At 53.3% G+C, this 19,047-nt stretch carries 13 protein-coding genes and 1 pseudogene; 9 read left to right on the top strand and 5 right to left on the bottom strand.

The features are described 5' to 3' along the window. Positions 1-375 precede the first annotated feature (375 nt). The 3 genes from Q3Y66_RS17680 to Q3Y66_RS17665 all read right to left on the bottom strand — a co-directional run bounded on the left by Q3Y66_RS17680 (position 376) and on the right by Q3Y66_RS17665 (position 3,957). Entirely contained in the window at positions 376-852 is a 477-nt protein-coding gene (locus Q3Y66_RS17680; RefSeq protein WP_035586045.1) for an NYN domain-containing protein, read from the bottom strand. Positions 853-1,152: 300 nt separating this feature from the next. Then, entirely contained in the window at positions 1,153-2,121 is a 969-nt protein-coding gene (locus tag Q3Y66_RS17670) for a sensor domain-containing diguanylate cyclase (protein WP_008956096.1), read from the bottom strand. After that, positions 2,122-3,957 carry a bifunctional diguanylate cyclase/phosphodiesterase gene (locus Q3Y66_RS17665; RefSeq protein ID WP_008956097.1) on the bottom strand — a complete coding sequence of 612 codons (1,836 nt, stop codon included), beginning with the start codon at positions 3,955-3,957 and terminating at the stop codon, positions 2,122-2,124. 301 nt (positions 3,958-4,258) lie between these two features. On the opposite strand from Q3Y66_RS17665, the gene Q3Y66_RS17660 reads away from it, so the two are divergent. Both Q3Y66_RS17660 and Q3Y66_RS17655 read left to right on the top strand, forming a co-directional pair. Then, entirely contained in the window at positions 4,259-4,816 is a 558-nt protein-coding gene (locus Q3Y66_RS17660) for a response regulator transcription factor (RefSeq protein WP_008956098.1), read from the top strand. Between the two features lie 210 nt (positions 4,817-5,026). Beyond that, a complete protein-coding gene (locus tag Q3Y66_RS17655) occupies positions 5,027-5,710 on the top strand; it encodes a response regulator transcription factor (RefSeq protein WP_008956099.1) in 684 nt (227 codons plus the stop codon). 88 nt (positions 5,711-5,798) lie between these two features. Here Q3Y66_RS17655 and speB read toward each other — a convergent pair whose 3' ends face one another. Continuing rightward, positions 5,799-6,701: an agmatinase gene (speB, locus tag Q3Y66_RS17650; protein WP_050805272.1), complete on the bottom strand. Its 903-nt coding sequence runs from the start codon at positions 6,699-6,701 to the stop codon at positions 5,799-5,801. A gap of 154 nt (positions 6,702-6,855) precedes the next feature. On the opposite strand from speB, the gene Q3Y66_RS17645 reads away from it, so the two are divergent. The 6 genes from Q3Y66_RS17645 to katG all read left to right on the top strand — a co-directional run bounded on the left by Q3Y66_RS17645 (position 6,856) and on the right by katG (position 16,329). Further along, positions 6,856-7,803 carry a LysR family transcriptional regulator gene (locus tag Q3Y66_RS17645; RefSeq protein WP_008956101.1) on the top strand — a complete coding sequence of 316 codons (948 nt, stop codon included), beginning with the start codon at positions 6,856-6,858 and terminating at the stop codon, positions 7,801-7,803. 185 nt (positions 7,804-7,988) lie between these two features. Next, positions 7,989-9,560 (top strand): Re/Si-specific NAD(P)(+) transhydrogenase subunit alpha, encoded by a 1,572-nt coding sequence (locus Q3Y66_RS17640; protein ID WP_008956102.1) that lies wholly within the window; start codon positions 7,989-7,991, stop codon positions 9,558-9,560. A 16-nt stretch (positions 9,561-9,576) separates the two neighbouring features. Continuing rightward, positions 9,577-11,019: an NAD(P)(+) transhydrogenase (Re/Si-specific) subunit beta gene (locus Q3Y66_RS17635; protein WP_008956103.1), complete on the top strand. Its 1,443-nt coding sequence runs from the start codon at positions 9,577-9,579 to the stop codon at positions 11,017-11,019. Between the two features lie 116 nt (positions 11,020-11,135). Then, positions 11,136-12,902 carry an ABC transporter transmembrane domain-containing protein gene (locus Q3Y66_RS17630; RefSeq protein ID WP_008956104.1) on the top strand — a complete coding sequence of 589 codons (1,767 nt, stop codon included), beginning with the start codon at positions 11,136-11,138 and terminating at the stop codon, positions 12,900-12,902. A gap of 27 nt (positions 12,903-12,929) precedes the next feature. Next, complete coding sequence (locus Q3Y66_RS17625) at positions 12,930-13,934, top strand: aldo/keto reductase (RefSeq protein ID WP_008956105.1); 1,005 nt, start codon at positions 12,930-12,932, stop codon at positions 13,932-13,934. A gap of 241 nt (positions 13,935-14,175) precedes the next feature. Then, positions 14,176-16,329 (top strand): catalase/peroxidase HPI, encoded by a 2,154-nt coding sequence (gene katG, locus Q3Y66_RS17620; RefSeq protein WP_008956106.1) that lies wholly within the window; start codon positions 14,176-14,178, stop codon positions 16,327-16,329. A gap of 75 nt (positions 16,330-16,404) precedes the next feature. Here katG and Q3Y66_RS17615 read toward each other — a convergent pair. Beyond that, positions 16,405-17,761 (bottom strand): annotated as a pseudogene (locus Q3Y66_RS17615) (IS3 family transposase). A gap of 201 nt (positions 17,762-17,962) precedes the next feature. Between Q3Y66_RS17615 and Q3Y66_RS17610 the strand changes: the two are divergent. After that, positions 17,963-19,000 (top strand): hypothetical protein, encoded by a 1,038-nt coding sequence (locus Q3Y66_RS17610; protein ID WP_008958180.1) that lies wholly within the window; start codon positions 17,963-17,965, stop codon positions 18,998-19,000. The last annotated feature ends 47 nt before the right edge of the window (positions 19,001-19,047 follow it).

Below are 19,047 nucleotides of genomic sequence, written 5' to 3'. Positions count from 1 at the left end.
TGCTTCGGGTAATTGCTTTTCTGATGTAATCGACATTCGATGTCCTCCTTGCTGGTTGACCCAAACTGACTGTGCTGAGATTGGAGCGCACCAAGTGAGCTGAGCCACAGTCAGAAGTGTTCAGGAGCGATTGAATCAGCCAGCATTAGAAAAGTTATTAGCGCACCCGTTGTAACTAACCTAGTCGATATGGTTACAAATGGCAATTAAACTGTAGAGTTATTGTTGAATAACTGTAGAACTTTTTCTTCTGCTTGGGAGTTGATTATTTTTACAAACGCACATAAGTAAGATCAGTGAATGCTGATGAAACATCAGCATGAAATAGCAGTAGCTAGGTCATTATTGAGTATGCTGTTAGGTATTAATGTTTAGTTAATCTAGCAAAAGCGACTTATCTATTGCGACAAACTCATTGGCTTCATTAATTAAAGATGCTGCGGTGAGCTGAGGAACACCATACACTTCAACTTTTTTACCGTACTTAACGCGTATTTTATTGACTAAAAGATCAAAGTCTCCATCACCGGACACGAGCACAATAACGTCCGCCTGCTCAGCGTACTCCATGGCATCAAGCGCAATGCCTACATCCCAATCACCTTTCGCAGAACCATCTGAACGTTGAATAAAAGGTTTCAACTTTACGTTAAAACCAATAGCTCTAAGTATAATTTGAAATTCCCTTTGCTTTTGGTCGCCTCTGTCGATGGCGTAGCAAAAAGCTTGCACCACTTCTCTATTGGCGGTTGCTTGTGCCCAAAATTTATTATAATCAAAGTTCCTGCCGTAGGCTTGGCGTGAGGTGTAGTAGACATTTTGAACATCAACAAATATCGCCACTTTTTTTATAGACATTAAGCTTTTTCTCATTAGTTGTCGGTATTTGTGTGATTAGTTACCTATTGAGTAAATAACACGAACGTTTAGTCTGCTCTTCTTTCATCGCTGTCATCGGCAATCGTTGGTGCAGCGCCTTCTGCGGAATATAGTGATTGTACAGTTGCGCACACTGTTTATCGCGTTGACCGCGCGCTATGTGAATAGATCACGACTGCCCGCCAGCATGCTAAATTAGTTTAAGTTAATAATAATAACGATGGTTTGCTCGGTGAACCAGTGGTGGCTGTGTTTGTGAAATTAGCGTAACCCTCAATTATCCCCTTCACCAACCACCTGATCCCGTCCGTGATGCTTACCTAAGTAGAGGGATTTATCTGTGCGGTGGAGGATACTGTCTTCTGTTGGGTCATCCTCAGCAAAACTGGAGACGCCGCAGGTGATGGAAATATGGAAGGTGCTGCCAGATTCGGTTTTAAATTTTTGATCTGCAAGTGTTTTTCTTATATTTTCAGCGATAGCCACTGCATCTTCTGATGAAACTTCAAACAGCAGCACGGCAAACTCTTCGCCGCCCAAACGGCCTACAATATCTGTTTCTCTAAATCGCTCTTTGAACAGTTGGCAGATCTGTTGCAACACCTGATCCCCCATTGCATGGCCATAGGTATCATTGACTGTTTTGAAGTAATCGACATCGAAGAGGAGTACGGCGGCATTTTGCTCACTGCGCAGGAAGTGAGAGAAGGCTTGGCGAAGTCGCTTCATAAAGTAGCGTCTGTTAAATACGCCTGTTAGATCATCGGTAATCGCCTGCTTTCGTAGTTTTTCTTCTAACGCTTTGTGTGCCGTGATGTCATGCAGGGTACTGAGGAGAATGTTGGGATCATCGGGCGATGTATTATCGGCAATTTCATGGAGCCAGCGAATGCAGCCGTTTGGCTGGATAATTCGATATTTGATGTCAGTAAAACCAATATCGAGCATGTCTTGGCGCGATTTGGCTACTTTTTCTTGATCTAGGGGGTGAACCATTGTCATAAATGAGTCTTGATTAGGCACAAAGCCATCTGGAGTGACACCAAAAAACTCATAGACCATTTCCGACCAGTAGACGTTTCCTGAAGTTCGCGACATCTGCCAATAGCCCAGACGGCCTACCTTGTGCAATTTTTGCAGCGTGCGTGCGTGCGCCTGCCACTCTTCCTGTGTTAATGGTGCTGTAAACACCTGTGAAGCTTGTGAGCTGGTGTTTGGGAATAGTATGGAGTGCCAAGCCATTTAGGTGGCTGCCGTGTGGGGGCCCTTAGGCCACATAGTTAGAAATGCCAATGCATATTCCGCTTCAACTGGACGGCTGAACAAGTAGCCCTGCAGCACATCGCAACCAAGTTCCAGCAATATTTTTTGTTGTGCTTCGTATTCGACGCCCTCAGCAACCACTTCTAAGCCCAAACCATGGGCAATGCGGATAATACCGCTGACAAGATTGACTGCTTTTGCATCACGAGGAAGGTCATCAATAAAGCTTTTATCGATTTTAAGTATGTCTACAGGGAGGCGTTTAAGGTAGTTAAGGGAGGAATAGCCGGTGCCAAAATCGTCCAGAGCCAGGGAAATGCCGCAATCTCGTAATTTGCGCATGGTTAAAACGGCGCTGTCGATATCAGTTAGCAGGCTCTCTTCTGTAAGCTCTAGTGTCAGGCGCTGCGGTGCTACGTTGTGTTCTTCAAGTGTTTGCAGAATATGCTCAACAAAATTGCTTTGATAAAACTGATTGGCAGGAATGTTAATACTCAATTTTAGCGGTGGATCGCTGGATTTGATTGGCCAATGAAGGCCTTTTTCACACAAGCATCTTAATGACCAGTCAGTAAGTAGCCGAGATAGCCGGGCATTCTTCTCTGCTATGGGCACAAATTCACCAGGACTAACGGTGCCTAGAGTCTTATCCTGCCAGCGGGCTAATGCTTCAAAACCCACCACTCCGCTGCCGTCAGCAAGAACCAGCGGTTGATAGTGTTGTTGTAACTTTCTGCCTAGCAGCGCCGACTCTAGTCGCTGCTCAATCTTATGGCGGCGTAAAGCACTCTCTTCGGTGCGATGAGTAAAAATATGGATGCTTTCGTAGGTCTTGGGCCCTTTAAGGGCTGCCCGCGCTCTTTCCAGTAAATCGTCTGGACTAATGCCGTCATCGGGGGAGACGCTAATACCGACATCAATGTTGGGTCGTATAGTGTGACCGTTCAGATCGATGGCAGCGTTCAGCTTATTGATGATGGGTTTAATCACACCGAAGAGTTCGCGCAACGAATAGATAGAAACCACGGCACCGAAGCGATCAATATCCATATTGCCGACTGCTAGGATACCGATATCAGGCGCGGTGAGACGGTCAGCGAGACATTTCAGAATAGCGTTGCGATTCTCGCGACCATGTAGTCGGCTGATTTCATCGAGGTTATTCATTCGTAAGTGCAGAACAACCAAGTGATACGACTCTGTTTTTACAAGTTGAGTTAAGTTTTCGAGAGTTTCCCCAAACAGCGTTTCGTCTGGTAGACCTGTTCGGGCGTCACGCTGATTGATACGACTAGCCTGATGGCGAACATTGAAAAGTTGTGACTTAAGATGGATCTGTTCTTCGACGATTTTGCCAAAAGCGACTAGCCACGAGCGTTCCACTTCATTTAACGCCCGCGGTTGGGTATCGCTAATACATAAAGTGCCAATGGCGTGCCCACCAGGACCGTGCAGCACAACACCGGCGTAGAAGCGAATATAGGGGTATGACGTTACTGCCTTGTGATTATGAAAAAAATCGCTAGCAAGCGTGTCAGATACTTCGAGGTAGCCATACTCTAAGGCATGTGTGCAAAAAGAGAGCTCGCGTGAGATCTCACGAACCTCTATGCCTACGGAAGATTTAAGCCACTGACGGTTTTCATCGATTAGTGAAATGAGTGTGATAGGGGCGTTGAAGACCTGCGATACTAAACGTGTATAACGGTCAAAATCCGCTTCTTTTAGGGTGTCCAGGATGTCGAGCGAATGCAGCTCTTTCAGCCGAGCGTCCTCGTCTTTTAGACAGGTGAAGCGGACATTATTGTCATCCATGGAGTGTGCCTGATGAGAAAATGAGCACGAAGGTGATGTGCCAATGGCGTTCACGCTCTTGCTTTGAATGAGATGATTACTGGATTTAATCATTCCTACTGGTGTTTTTCAAACTTGTCTCATGGTTTTTGTGTAGTCTAATAGATACAGAAAAAACCTATTGAGCGTGAAAGCTCAACACGGCGGTAGTGAGTATTCACATCGTAGAACGGTATTAATCGTCATTATTTGGCAATCACAGGGAACGTTCTAATTGGCAGGGCGCGCCACGACACAGGTAGGCATGGGTGGAGGTGCGTGAATGAATCCACAAAGCAATTCTGATTTATCCATCAGAGTAGTGGTCGTCAACGAAAGCGGCTTCATTCGAGAAGGGCTTTGCCGAGTCATTGAGCGTTTCAAAGATATAAGGGTGGTCGCAAGTATTGCTGGCCCTCATGAGCAGTGTGAAGTGGCTCATCAAGCGCAGGCCGATGTCGCCTTGATTGATGCACAATTTCCTAGCCAAGCAGGGTTTGAAGCAATTCAGCAATTGCGCGAAAGCAGTGTGATAACGCGGGTAGTTTTTCTATCGGTTAACCCTAGTTTCGCTGAAGTGAACAGAGCGCTGCAGGCTGGAGCTAATGGTTTTCTGTTACGCGAGGCTGGCGTCAGTGAGCTTGAAATAGCGCTACATGCTGCCGTTAAAGATAAAATATTTTTATGTCCTACTATACTCAAACGGTTGTCTGAGGCGCTGGTCTTGGAGGAGCTTCCAAATAGAGACAGCTTTTATATTGGTGCCGCTCAAGAGCGCTATTCAATTGACGATATCATTAGTGAAGCGTTGCGCTTGGGCATCCTGCAACAAGAAAAATGATCAGGGTTTTTACCTATACTGATTTGGCAGTCAGTACGTTACCTTGCGGGGTCTAACAGGTGCCAACCTGTTTTTATGATTAGTTTCTTTCTGGCTTTTGGCCGCTAGACGTAGAAGGAAACCGGATAGCACCACTGATAGCGATTGAACCCGCGCTAGCGAGGGGTTTTACGTAAGGTTTTACCTTTTCAAGGTCCATGCCATATTTTCATGAAACGTTCAGAAGATATCACCCGGATATTACTAGCCGATGAACATCTGCTAGTTCGCTCCGCGATCAGTTCCCTTATCGAAACCTTCGACAAGATGACGGTGGTTGCCGAGGTGGGTTCTGAGCAACAACTCATAAAAGAGGCTGCCCGCTATCCCATTGATGTGGCGCTTATTGATGCAGCAGTTATCTCTTCAAAGGGACTGGAGTCGCTAGGCCAGCTTAGAAATATCTGCCCAGATATACGCGTCATTGTCCTTTCTACCTACTCTAGTGATACTTTTATTCGACGTCTTTTTGAAGAGGGTGTCTATGGATTTCTTCACAAAAATGCGCATGTGAATGACTTAAAAATGGCCATTCAAAAAGCAGCGTTGGGTGAGCGTTTTGTGTTCACAGCCTTGGAACCTGAAGAATTTGTCGATGCCGCTTCTGTAGTGGGTGCTGCCTCTATGCACGAAAACCCCTTAACCACACGTCAACGCGAAGTGCTAACGCTAGTGGCAAGCGGTTTTCGTAGTAAAGCGATTGCAGATCAGCTCAACGTCAGCATTAAAACTATCGAGACCCACCGCGCTGATATCATGCGCCGCCTAGGCGTTAGACATACCGCTGGCTTAGTCCACGAAGCTATTCGATTGGGCCTACTAATGACGCCGCAAGATACTGATGAATCTCAGTGAGGTTGACTGCTTGCTAGGCGAAACCACGCTAAAACCTTCCTGCCTCCTGCTTTTATTCTTACTAGCGTGATTTCACCTTACCCTACTATTAAACCCGTTTAGATGCGCCCAGCGTATACAAAAACTCAAGCCCTAACGTCGCAGCAGCGAGCGACGTAATGTCGCCGTGATCGTAGGCAGGATTGACTTCCACTACATCCATGCCAACTAACTCCATGCCCACCATGCCGCGAATGACTTTCAGCATCAGGTCGGTAGACATGCCTCCACAGACCGGGGTGCCTGTGCCAGGGGCGTAGGCGGGGTCCAGGCCATCAATGTCCAGGCTGACGTAAGCAGGATGATGACCCACTTTGGCGCGAATTCGCTCGAGTACCGCGGCTGCACCGTGGTCGTTGACCCAGTCCGCATCCAGCACTTCATAAGGGTGATTGTGGCGGTCATAGCTGGTACGAATACCAATTTGCAGCGAGTGTTCTGGCACGACCAATCCCTCTTTCAGGGCGTGGTGAAAAATGGTGCCGTGGTCAAAGCGTGTGCCCTGCTCGTAGGTGTCGGTATGGGCGTCAAAATGGATCAACGCCAGCGGGCCGTGTTGACGTGCGTGGGCGCGTAGCAGCGGCAAGCTGATGTAATGGTCGCCGCCCAGGGTAAGCATCTTTTTACCCGCACTTAACCAACGGTTGGCGTGGGTTTCCAGATTATCGACCAGGCTTTCGGGTTCGCCATAAGCGTAATCGACGTTGCCTGCATCACATACCTTGAGGCACTCTTCTAAGGCGAAGTCCCAAGGCCAGCGTTTGCCTTCCCAGATCAGGTTAGCAGTACTTTGGCGAATCGCATTCGGCCCCATGCGGGTGCCCGCACGGCCAGAGCACGCTAGGTCAAAGGGCACGCCACTCACTACCACCTCGGCATCGGTCGTCTTGGGATCCGTTGCTTTTGCTACACCCATAAAGGTAGAAATCACATCGCCATAAAGGCTAGGCATGGTCTGAGTTAGTGGGTGGGTCACCGTCGTATGTCTCCTTGCGTGCTGGTTAATCGCTGTCTGATGCGAATGGTGCAGACGATAAGGAATAATTGGTGATAAATTAAATGAATGTTTAGAATTTAATCATTCTTTTTGTGAATGATGGTGACTTATGCGTTCGCTACGCCATTTCGATCTAAATCTGCTATTGGTTTTCGAGGCGCTTATGCGCGAACGTCACGTTACCCGAGCGGCAGAAAGGCTCTTTTTAAGCCAACCCGCCTTGAGTCATGCGCTCAAGCGCTTGCGTGAATCGTTGGATGACCCGCTGTTCATTCGTACCGAAACTGGCATGCAGCCAACGCCCCGCGCCCAGGCGCTGCAACCTGTGGTACAGCAGGCGCTGGCACTATTGCGTAAGGGGTTGGCGCCACCTGCGATGTTTTCACCTGCCAATAGCACTCGACGCTTTACGCTGGCCACCACCGATTATTTTGAAGAGGTAATGTACCCGCCTTTTCTTAGCCAGCTGCTGGCCTACGCACCGGACATTAGCTTTTCCATCGAGCTGATTACTCCCGACGTTTTAAGTGAAGGGCTAGAGCAGCGCCATGTGGATATGGTGGTAGGGCTGGATAGTCAGAGTGCGCTACCTAGTGGTGTGATTCAGACACCTTGGATGGATGAGGAATTAGTCTGCCTAGCCGCTAGCCTTAATGAGCGCGTAGGCGAGGCGCTGGATATTGCGCAGTTTGCCCAAGAAGCCCATGTTGAACTGGCGGATATCAGCGGTCTGCTGCCCAGTAATATTGATAGTTGTTTAGCGCAGCACGGCTTAACCCGGCGAGTGATCTCTAAAAACCTTAACTACATTGCCGCCGCCCGCGTGGTGGCGCTGACGGGAGCGATCATGACCCTGCCGCGCCAAATGGCGGAGCGTTTTGTGACCATGCTGCCGGTGCGCTTGGTGGAGCCGCCGAAAGAGTTGCCCGCACTCAAAATGACGCTGATTCAGCATGGACTATATGCCAATGAACCGGCCAACGCGTGGCTCTACGAGGTGCTGACTGAGTTTGCTAAGGGGTTTAACCATCAAAAAGAGAAGAGCCTTCCAGAGTGATGGCACTACACAAACTCGCTTATGTTGTCGTTATACAACCCAGTTGAATCAAAGGTTGAATAGTATCTGGCAGGCACGCCGTAAGATCCTAGACTGCTAATAGGTGTTATTTATGACGTCGTTAGCAGTGCCGCGCTATGGTTTGGTTTTGGCGGGGTAGAAAGATAAATAAAAGGAGAACGCGAGTGAAAATAGGTGCACCGAAGGAGAGTGCCCGGGGGGAAGCGCGTGTCGCGCTGACCCCTGAGAGCGCCAAACAGATTCAGAAGCTAGGCCACGAGTGCTTAGTGGAAACCGGCGCTGGCTTGGCCGCGGGCTTTAATGACGACACTTATCGCGATGCTGGCGTTACCGTGGTGGAGGGTGCCGATGCACTCTGGCGCGACGCTGAGGTGGTCATTAAAGTCCGCGAGCCCTCTGATGAAGAGGCCGAGCGGCTGCGTGAAGGTCAAACGCTGATTGCCTTCTTCTGGCCAGCGCAAAACGAAGCGCTGCTGGAAAAGTGCAAGGCCCAGGGCGCCACCGTGATTGCCATGGATATGGTGCCGAGGATTTCACGGGCGCAGAAAATGGATGCGCTCTCCTCCATGGCCAATATTGCCGGCTACCGCGCGGTGATCGAGGCGGGCAATAACTTTGGTCGCTTCTTCACAGGACAGGTAACCGCGGCGGGTAAAGTGCCTCCAGCCAAAGTGTTGGTGATTGGTGCCGGTGTGGCCGGTTTGGCGGCGATCGGTACGGCTACCAGCCTGGGCGCCGTCGTGCGCGCCTTTGACGTGCGTCCCGAGGTTTCTGAGCAGATTGAATCCATGGGCGCCGAATTCCTGTTCCTCGATTTCGAGGATAGCCAGGACGGTTCCGAAAGCGGTGGCTACGCCTCGCCCTCAAGCCCGGAGTTCCGCGAGAAGCAGCTTGAGTGCTTCCGCGAGCAGGCGCCGGACGTGGATATCGTGATTACCACCGCGCTGATTCCCGGCAAACCGGCGCCCAAGCTGTGGCTGGAAGATATGGTCGCAGCCATGAAGCCGGGCTCGGTGATTATTGATCTGGCCGCCGAGAAGGGCGGTAACTGCGACCTGACCAAGCCTGATGAGCGCGTGGTATCGGATAACGGCGTCGTGGTGATCGGTTATACCGACTTCCCTTCCCGCATGGCAACGCAGTCATCGCTGCTCTACGCCACCAATATCCGCCATATGTTGACTGACCTGACACCCGAGAAAGAGGGTGTGATCAATCACAATATGGACGACGACGTCATCCGTGGTGCCACGGTGACGCATCAGGGCGAAATCACCTTCCCGCCGCCGCCGCCCAAAGTGAAAGCGATTGGCGCCTCAAAACCCAAGAAGAAAGAGAAAGAGCCTACGCCGGAAGAGAAAAAGGCCACTGAACTGGCCGCCTTCAAAGCGCAAACCAAGCGTCAGGTGAGCCTATTGGCGGTTGGCGGCGTACTGATGTTGCTGCTGGGCCAAGTGGCGCCGGCGTCCTTTATGCAGCACTTCATTGTCTTTGTACTGGCCTGTTTTATCGGTTTCCAGGTGATTTGGAAAGTGAGCCACTCGCTGCATACCCCGCTAATGGCGGTAACCAATGCGATTTCAGGCATCATTATTTTGGGGGCGATTCTGCAGATTGGCTCCGGCAGCGCAGTGGTGAGCGTGCTGGCGGCGATCTCGGTGCTGATCGCGTCAATCAATATCGTGGGTGGCTTCCTGGTGACACGCCGGATGCTGGCCATGTTCCAAAAATCCTAAGCGGCGGAGAGACGATATGTTAGAGCAAGGATTCGTATCTGCCGCGGCAATCGCGGCGAGCGTACTGTTTATTCTGTCGCTGGGCGGCTTGAGTAACCAGGAGAAAGCCAAGCGGGCCGTGTGGTACGGCATCGTGGGCATGGCGGTGGCGGTGTTCTTCACTGCCCTCGGCCCAGGCATTGGCGGTTACTGGTGGCTGATTCCGATGATGCTGATTGGCGCTGGTATTGGTGCCTACGTGGCGGGCAAGGTCGAAATGACCGAAATGCCCCAGTTGGTCGCAGCGCTGCATAGCTTTGTGGGCTTGGCCGCGGTATTGGTGGCTTGGAGCGCAGACCTAGAGCGCCGCAGGGTAATGGCTGCGCGTGCCGCCGAGGCGTCGTTGGACCAGTTCTCCGCCTTTGCCGCGCTGGTCGCCACCAAAGCCCCTGACGAGCTGATGTTCCTGCAGGTTGAAGTGGTGCTAGGCATCTTTATTGGCGCCGTCACCTTCACCGGTTCGGTGGTCGCCTTTGGTAAGTTGGCGGGTAAAGTGGATGGTAAGCCTCGTCAGTTGCCCGGCGGGCATATGCTTAACGCCGGGGCGGCGGTACTCTCGCTGCTGCTGGCGATTCTCTACCTGAACGGTGCAGGTTTCTGGACGCTGATTGTGCTGGCGGCGCTGGCATTCTTTATCGGCTACCACCTGATCATGGGGATTGGCGGGGCCGATATGCCCGTGGTGGTCTCCATGCTCAACAGCTACTCCGGCTGGGCGGCGGCCGCTATCGGCTTCACGCTCTCCAACGATCTGCTGATTGTCACCGGCGCGCTGGTGGGTTCATCGGGTGCGATTCTCTCTTACATCATGTGTAAGGCGATGAACCGCAACTTCGTCAACGTCATTTTGGGCGGCTTTGGTGGCAGCCAAGGGCCCGCGGCGGAGATCGAAGGCGAGCAGGTGGCGATTGACGCCGGGGGCGTAGCGAGCGCCCTGAACGATGCCGACAGCGTGATTATCGTACCGGGCTACGGTATGGCCGTGGCCCAGGCGCAAACGGCGGTGAGCGATTTGGTGCGCAAGCTTCGTGCCGCGGGCAAGACCGTGCGCTTCGGTATTCACCCGGTCGCGGGCCGCTTACCAGGGCACATGAACGTGCTGCTGGCGGAAGCCAAAGTACCTTACGACATCGTGTTGGAGATGGATGAAATCAACGACGATTTCGCCACCACCGACGTGGTGATCGTGATTGGCTCCAACGACATCGTGAACCCTGCGGCTGAAGAAGATCCCAATAGCCCCATCGCCGGTATGCCGGTATTGAAGGTATGGGAGGCGAAGCAGGTGTTTGTCAGCAAGCGCGGCCAGGGCACTGGCTACTCCGGTATCGAGAACCCGCTGTTCTTCAAAGAGAACACGCGCATGTTCTACGGCGATGCCCGGGACAGCTTGAATACGCTGCTGCCGTTGATTGATTAGACCTAACCATTCGGTCCTGAGCCCGCGAGAGATCGCGGGCTTTTTTGATTCTGTGCATGGCACTGACACTCCTGCTATGGTCGAGTACTGCCTCTCTTTGTTGAGCACTTACTTCCATGAATCAACGCCCTAACCCCCGCGTGCTGTTGCGCTTGCTGGGGCTGCTACGTCCTTATCGACTACGTTTGGCCTTGGCGGGTCTGGCGCTTTTATTGGCTTCGGGCAGCGTGCTGCTACTGGGTAACGGGTTGCGTTTAGTGATCGACCGCGGATTTTTAGCCGCCGATGAGCAAGCATTAGCCCAAGCGTTGGTGTTGATGCTGGTGGTAGTAACGGTGCTGGCGTTTGCCTCCGCGCTGCGTTACTACCAAGTGACCTGGATTGGCGAGCGCTTGGCTGCGGACTTACGCCAGCGCGTGTTTGATCATTTACTTACCCTGGAGCCCAGTTTTTTTGAGAGCGCAAGCGACGGCCGTGCCGCCGGAGAGATCGCTTCACGATTAACCGCAGATACCAGCGTGCTTCAGAGCCTGTTTGGCTCCTCGGTATCGCTGGCGCTGCGTAACCTGGTCATGCTGGTAGGCGCCGTGGTGCTAATGCTGATCACCCAACCGTGGCTCTCGGCGATGGTGCTGATTGGCATCCCCGCTACTCTTCTGCCCATTGTCTGGTACGGCCGGCGGGTGCGGCGACTTTCGCGCACCAGCCAGGATCGCGTGGCCGAACTTGGCCGCTATGCCGAAGAGGCGCTGAGTGGTATTCGAACCCTCCAGGCGTTTACCCATGAAGCAGCAGATAAAACCCACTACGGTCAGCGCGTGGAGCAGGCGTTCGGCAGCGCCGTAGAGCGTACTCAGCAGCGCGCTTGGTTGACCGGTATCGCCATGCTAGTGGTGTTTACTGCGGTTGGCTTAATGCTCTGGCAGGGTGGCCAGGCGGTGTTAGATGGCACCATGAGTGCGGGCGAGCTATCGGCGTTTATTTTTTATGCCGTGTTGGCGGCGGGGGCTATTGCGACGCTGGCTGAAGTCGCGGGTGATGTGCAGCGCGCAGCGGGAGCAGCGGAGCGTTTATTGGAGCTGCTCGATACGCAGCCCGCTATCCAGTCACCCGCGAATCCCCATCACCTACCGGTACCTTCGCAGGGTGACATTGTGCTAGAGAACGTCAGCTTCACCTACCCCGGCCGGGAAACCCCAGCACTGGAAGGGTTTGATCTGCATATTAAGCCGGGAGAACGGGTAGCGGTGGTGGGGCCTTCGGGGGCAGGTAAAAGCACCCTCTTGGCGTTGTTGCTGCGCTTTTATGACCCTAGCCAAGGGCGTATCAGCCTTGATGGCAGTGATATCCGCACCTTAGAGCTTGCTGCTTTACGCAGTGCCATGGGGCTGGTAGCCCAGGAGCCGGTGCTGTTTAGTGGCTCGGTGGCCGACAATTTGCGCTACGGCGATCCTGAAGCGAATAGTGAAAGGCTGCGTATCGCCGCCCAGGATGCCAGCGCCCTCGACTTTATCGACGCGCTCCCCCAAGGCTTCGATACACCGCTTGGCCCCGGTGGGGTGCAGCTCTCCGGCGGCCAGCGCCAGCGGCTCGCTATCGCTCGGGCGCTGCTTAAAAATCCTGCCGTGTTGTTGTTGGATGAAGCCACCAGCGCGCTGGATGCGGAGAGCGAGCGGTTGGTGCAGCAGGCGCTGGACAGACTAATGGTCGGGCGCACCAGCATAGTGATCGCCCACCGGCTGGCGACGGTTATCGCTGCTGACCGTTTGCTAGTGCTTGATGGTGGAAAGCTGATCGCAGCGGGCACCCATGACGAATTAATTACCACCAGCCCGCTTTATCGTCATTTAGCCGCGTTGCAGTTTGGCGGTGAAACGTTATAAAACGGTTCTTGAAAGACGGGAGTTTCTATGTCGAGTTTTTTCCAACGCCTTAACGCTGTTAATGCCCCTTCGATTGGCCTGGGCTGTATGAACCTCTCCCACGGCTACGGCAGCATTGTGCCGGAAAGCGCGGCCTTACGAGCGCTGGATGAGGCCTTTGATATGGGCTATCGCCACTTTGACACCGCCACCCTGTACGGCGCCACGGCCAATGAGAAAGTGGTCGGGCGCGCCCTGGAGGGCAAGCGGCACCAGCTCTTTCTGGCCAGTAAATGCGGCATGGCGATGGACCCTGAGTCAGGCAAACGTGTCATTGATGGCCGCCCGGAAACGCTGCGCAAACAGTGCGAAGCAAGCCTTGCGCGCCTGCGTACCGACCATTTGGATCTCTACTACCTGCACCGCTTGGATCGCCAGGTCCCCATTGAAGAGAGCGTCGGCGCGCTGGGGCGCTTGATGGAAGAGGGCAAAATTGGAGGCGTGGGGTTGTCGGAAATCTCTGCGCTAACGTTGCGCCGTGCGGCAGCTGAATATCCTATCGCCGCCGTACAGTCTGAATACTCGCTGTGGACGCGCAACCCTGAGATCGCCCTGATTGATGCATGCCGAGAGGTGGGCGCGGCGATGGTCGCTTTTAGTCCTCTGGGACGCGGCTTCTTAACCGGCGCCATTCAAGACCCAACGCGTCTTGAAGAGGGCGATATGCGCCGTAACATGCCGCGTTTCAGCACCGACAACTACCCGCATAATATCAAATTATTTGAACGCCTTGCGGCGCTGGCGCAGGCCTTCAGCGTGACGCCGGGGCAACTGGCGCTGGCATGGCTGAAGGCCAAAGGCGACGATATTATTCCCATTCCGGGAACTCGCTCACCTGGCCACATGCGCGAAAATTTAGCCGCGGAAACACTGCGCCTTGATGTCACCACAATGCAGCAGTTGGATGCCATGATGACGCCAGACCAGGTCGCAGGGGCTCGCTACAGCGAAGCGCAGCAGGCGGATATCGATACCGAGGAGTTTGCCCGCTAAAGATGTTAATTAAGCTGTGATGGGTAAAAACTATTAGAGCGGTCACAAAAAGCAAATTGTGCCTATCACATATCTGCTTTAAAACAGTATCAGGTAAGTGAAGCGTCCTTTTATGGCAAGACACTGGTTGACCATTAGATGAGTGCAAGGACGCTCACTGTCAGTTGACTTGGAAGCTATTATTTCAAACGTAACCAAGACAAAAGCAACTAAGACAAAATGAAGTGAGAGGGAGAGAGCTATGAGTGGTAAATGTCCTGTAATGCATGGTGGTAATACCTCCACGGGCACGTCTAATAAAGACTGGTGGCCGGAAGGGATTAACCTGGATATCTTGCACCAGCAAGACCGCAAATCAAACCCGATGGATGCCGATTTTGACTATCGGGAAGAGGTCAGAAAGCTCGATTTTGACGCGCTTAAGCAAGACGTCCACGCGCTGATGACTGACAGCCAATCGTGGTGGCCAGCTGACTGGGGTCACTACGGCGGTCTCATGATCCGCATGGCATGGCACTCTGCTGGCACCTACCGTCTTGCTGACGGTCGTGGCGGTGGTGGTACCGGTAGCCAGCGTTTTGCACCACTCAACTCCTGGCCGGACAACGTCAGCCTTGATAAGGCGCGTCGTCTACTGTGGCCAATCAAGAAGAAGTACGGCAACAAGATCAGCTGGGCCGATCTGATGATCCTGGCCGGAACCGTTGCCTACGAATCCATGGGTCTGCCTGCTTACGGTTTCTCGTTCGGCCGCGAAGATATCTGGGAACCCGAAAAAGACATCTACTGGGGCGATGAGAAAGAGTGGTTGGCGCCTTCCGACGAGCGTTACGGCGACGTTGAAAAGCCTGAAACTATGGAAAACCCGCTTGCTGCGGTTCAGATGGGGCTTATTTACGTTAACCCTGAAGGTGTTAACGGTGTCCCCGACCCGCTGAAGACCGGCCAGCAGATACGCGAAACCTTCGCCCGCATGGCAATGAACGACGAAGAGACCGCGGCCCTGACTGCCGGTGGTCACACAGTGGGTAAGTGCCACGGTAACGGCGACGCGGCAGCGCTGGCGGCTGAGCCAGAAGCTTCTGATGTCGAGAACCAGGGCTTTGGCTGGGGCAATCCGACCATGGGTGGCAAGGCGAGCAATGCCGTTACATCTGGCATCGAAGGCGCCTGGACCACTCACCCCACCAAGTTCGACATGGGCTATTTCGACCTATTGTTTGGGCACGAGTGGGAACTGCGCAAAAGCCCGGCCGGTGCCCACCAGTGGGAGCCTATCGACATTAAGGAAGAGGATAAGCCGGTTGACGCCAGCGACCCCTCTATCCGCCACAATCCGATCATGACCGATGCGGATATGGCCATGAAGGTGGATCCGACCTACCGCGCCATTTGTGAAAAATTCATGGCGGATCCAGAGTACTTCAAGAAGTCCTTCGCCAAGGCGTGGTTCAAGCTGACCCACCGTGACCTAGGCCCGAAAGCACGCTATATCGGCCCGGAAGTGCCCGCTGAAGACTTGATCTGGCAAGATCCGATTCCTGCTGGTAGCACCGACTACAGCGAAGAAGTGGTTAAGCAGAAAATCGCCGACGCCGGCCTGAGCATCAGCGACATGGTTAGCACCGCGTGGGACAGCGCGCGCACTTACCGCGGCTCTGATATGCGCGGCGGTGCCAACGGTGCACGCATTCGCTTGGCGCCCCAGAAGGATTGGGAAGGCAACGAGCCTGCGCGTCTCGCCAGCGTCTTAGCCGTGTACGAGAAAATTTCTGCCGACACCGGCGCTAGCCTTGCCGACGTCATCGTTCTGGCCGGCAGCGTAGCGATCGAAAAAGCCGCTAAAGCCGCAGGCTATGACGTTCGCGTACCTTTCCTGAAGGGCCGTGGCGACGCTTCTGCCGAGATGACCGACGGCGAATCCTTTGAGCCGCTAGAGCCGCTGGCTGATGGTTTCCGTAACTGGCAGAAGAAAGACTACGTCGTGAAGCCGGAAGAGCTGCTGCTGGATCGCGCGCAGTTGATGGGGCTGACTGGTCCAGAAATGGTCGTGTTACTCGGCGGCATGCGTGTACTGGGCACCAACTATGGTGGCACCAAGCATGGCGTATTCACTGACCGTGAAGGCCAGTTGACCAACGACTTCTTCGTCAACTTGACCGATATGGGCAACACCTGGAAGCCGGTGAGTAAAAACACCTACGAGATCCGTGATCGTCAAACGGATGCCGTTAAGTGGACCGCTTCTCGCGTTGACCTGGTGTTCGGTTCTAACTCGCTGCTGCGTTCCTACGCGGAAGTCTACGCCCAGGACGATAACGACGAGAAGTTTGTTAAAGACTTCGTCGCCGCCTGGACGAAAGTGATGAACGCGGACCGCTTTGATGTCGCGTAAGCACTAAACACGTTAGTGCTAGCAAATAACCCGCATCCCAGGTGAACTGACCCCATAAACTTGGACAGTGAACAACTAAGCGGCCAAGGCCTGATTCCGGTACTGCACCGGACTCAGGCCTTTTAGTTTGGTCTTAATACGCTCGTGGTTATAGTAATGGATATAGTGTCGGATGCCCGCCTGTAACTGCTCAATAGTGGCGAACCGATTCAGGTAGAAATATTCAGACTTCAGCGTTCCAAAGAAGCTCTCCATCGCGGCATTATCCAGGCAATTTCCCTTGCGTGACATGCTCTGGATCACCCCATGCTCGGCGAGCTTGCGCCGGTAGGCAGGCATCTGATATTGCCAACCTTGGTCGGAATGCAGCAGCGGCGCGTCTTGGTCGGTCAGCTTGGCCAAGGCTTTGTTCAGCATCTCCCCTACCAGCGAGAACTGTGGTCGTTTCTGCATGGTGTAAGACACAATTTCCCCGTTATAGAGGTCCATCACGGGCGACAGGTACAGCTTCTCGCCTCGGACATTGAACTCCGTGACGTCGGTGACCCACCGTTGGTTGGGGCGTTCAGCCTGAAACTGACGGGCAAGAAGGTTGGGAACACTGGCCTGCTGGCCACGATAGGAGCGGTATTTCTTCAGGCGTACCAACGACTTCAGCCCAAGGTGCTGCATGAGGCGTTGGACTGTCTTGTGGTTGACCTGCTCTCCCGCCTGGCGCAACGCTGCTGTGATGCGGCGATAGCCGTAGCGCCCTTTGTGACGCTCGTAGAGGGCATGAATTCGACGCTTCAGACCCGCATGCCGATCATCCAGCTGCTGAACACTTACCTGATAATAGAAGGTGCTACGCGACAGTTCGGCGACTTTTAGCAGCACCGGCAAAGGGTGGCCTTGCTTCAGTTCAAGGACTACTCGCGCTTTTTCTGCGCGGCTTGCTCTTTGGACTGACGCAAGGCCCTCAATTTTTTTAGGTAGGCCACCTCAGCACGCAAGTATTCGTTCTCTTGGAGCAGCTGCTCCAGCGAGCTCTTTTCAGTCACTGGAAGTGGGGGCTTGGGGGCTCTGCTGTGGGCATCTTCGTCGGGCGACCTCGGGCTTTAGGCTCCAGCGCCTGGAAGCCTCCTTCATGATACTGACTTTCCCACCGCCGTACGACCCCCACTCCACCTCGGATATCGAACAGGGCAATCGCTTGTCGGGCTGAGAGATCCTCTTGTCTCATCCGTTGCAACACCGACAATTTGAACTCAGCGCTGTAGCGGCTGGACTTCTTCTGCAGGCCGCTCAGGCCATGCTGTTCATAGCTTTTCACCCAACGCCTGACGGTGGCATGGTCAAGACCGTACTGCTTGGCCAGCCTCCTATAACCCTCTTGTCCTTCTGTGTAGCGCTGTACGACTAATAGCTTGAACGCTTCCTTATACTTCGCCATGAAAAACACCCCAATCGCTGGATGAGTGTCCAACTTTTGGGGTGCAGTTCACAGGATGCGGGTTTTTTTATGAGCGTTTTGAGTAGTGCTGGAGTGATATCGTGGTGATCGCTACCCGTCTCACAGCAGTGACTATTTGAATAATGGAGTTTTTCAGCATAGGCACTGTCTCTGTTAAAGACTTCCCAAAGGAGCATAACGATGCAGAAAGCCAGAATCTTGCAGCAGGGCAGTATTCACTGCTTCCCCGTTGGCCTTCGCGATGAGCAGGGCAAACTCGCCAACGCAGAAGTCTCGGCGGTTATGTACGACGGTGAGCGGTTACTGCTGGCCAGCGATAAGCCGATTCCTGGTGAGCATCGTTCCGCGGTCTTTGCCTTGCCCATGACGGATGACGGGCCGGATGATTCGCAGCTTGAGTATTTTACAACGCCGCTGATCAAGCGGGCGGTGAAGTATGAAGACTTCGCCCTGACCGCTGATGGTAAACATGTATTGGCCACGACGGGTTTTGATCGCATTGATGACGTGACCCATGATCTAAATGCCTACAATCATTTATTGATTTGGCCGCTGGGTGAGCCTGAAAAGGTGCAGGCGGTGGACCCTGACCCGCGTGACGGGGTTGAAGGCTCGCTTGAGTTACGCAACAAGTTGAATAATGCGATTGGTTTGCCTTACTACAAGATTGAAGGACTTGCCGCAGTACCGGGCGAACTAGGCGATGGGCTACTGCTTTTCGGCGTACGCGAGCAGGGGCAGCGCCATGATGACTTCGCCTATGTGAGCCGTGTGGTCGGCGCCCACTATGTTGTGAATGCGTCCGGCAACCTCGAGTTTATCGATGAGTTGCGCGAACTCTACGCTTTTGAACCGACTGAGCATGAAGGAGTAGCGATTGAGTGCGGGTTGTCGAGTCTTGAGTATGACCCTTACCACCATCAGCTTTATCTGATGACCAGCTTTGAAACGGAGGTTGATAACGTCGTACGCATTGGCGGCTACCTATGGCTGATGGAGCTGGATAACCTTACCACTGGCGAGCCGCCTGCCTTGATACTCGGGATGGACGGCACTCCTTTTGAATTTGAGCACAAGGCAGAAGGTCTGGCGGTGCTGGATCATGAGCGTGTCTTTGTGGTGTATGACAATGATCGTGAAATGGGGGTGGGCAGTATTGACGAGCGCGATGAGCGTCACGCCAGCGAAGCGCTTTATACGCTGTTGCATATGGAGTAACGCGCGCACGCTATCAGGCTAGCATTAAGAAAAAAGGCACCCAAGCG

Origin of the sequence: Halomonas sp. HAL1, assembly GCF_030544485.1 — a bacterium.
In the GTDB taxonomy this organism is placed as follows: Bacteria; Pseudomonadota; Gammaproteobacteria; order Pseudomonadales; family Halomonadaceae; genus Vreelandella; species Vreelandella arctica.
Note: the sequence above shows the minus strand (reverse complement) of the source record. Positions and strands in the feature narration are given on the sequence as shown.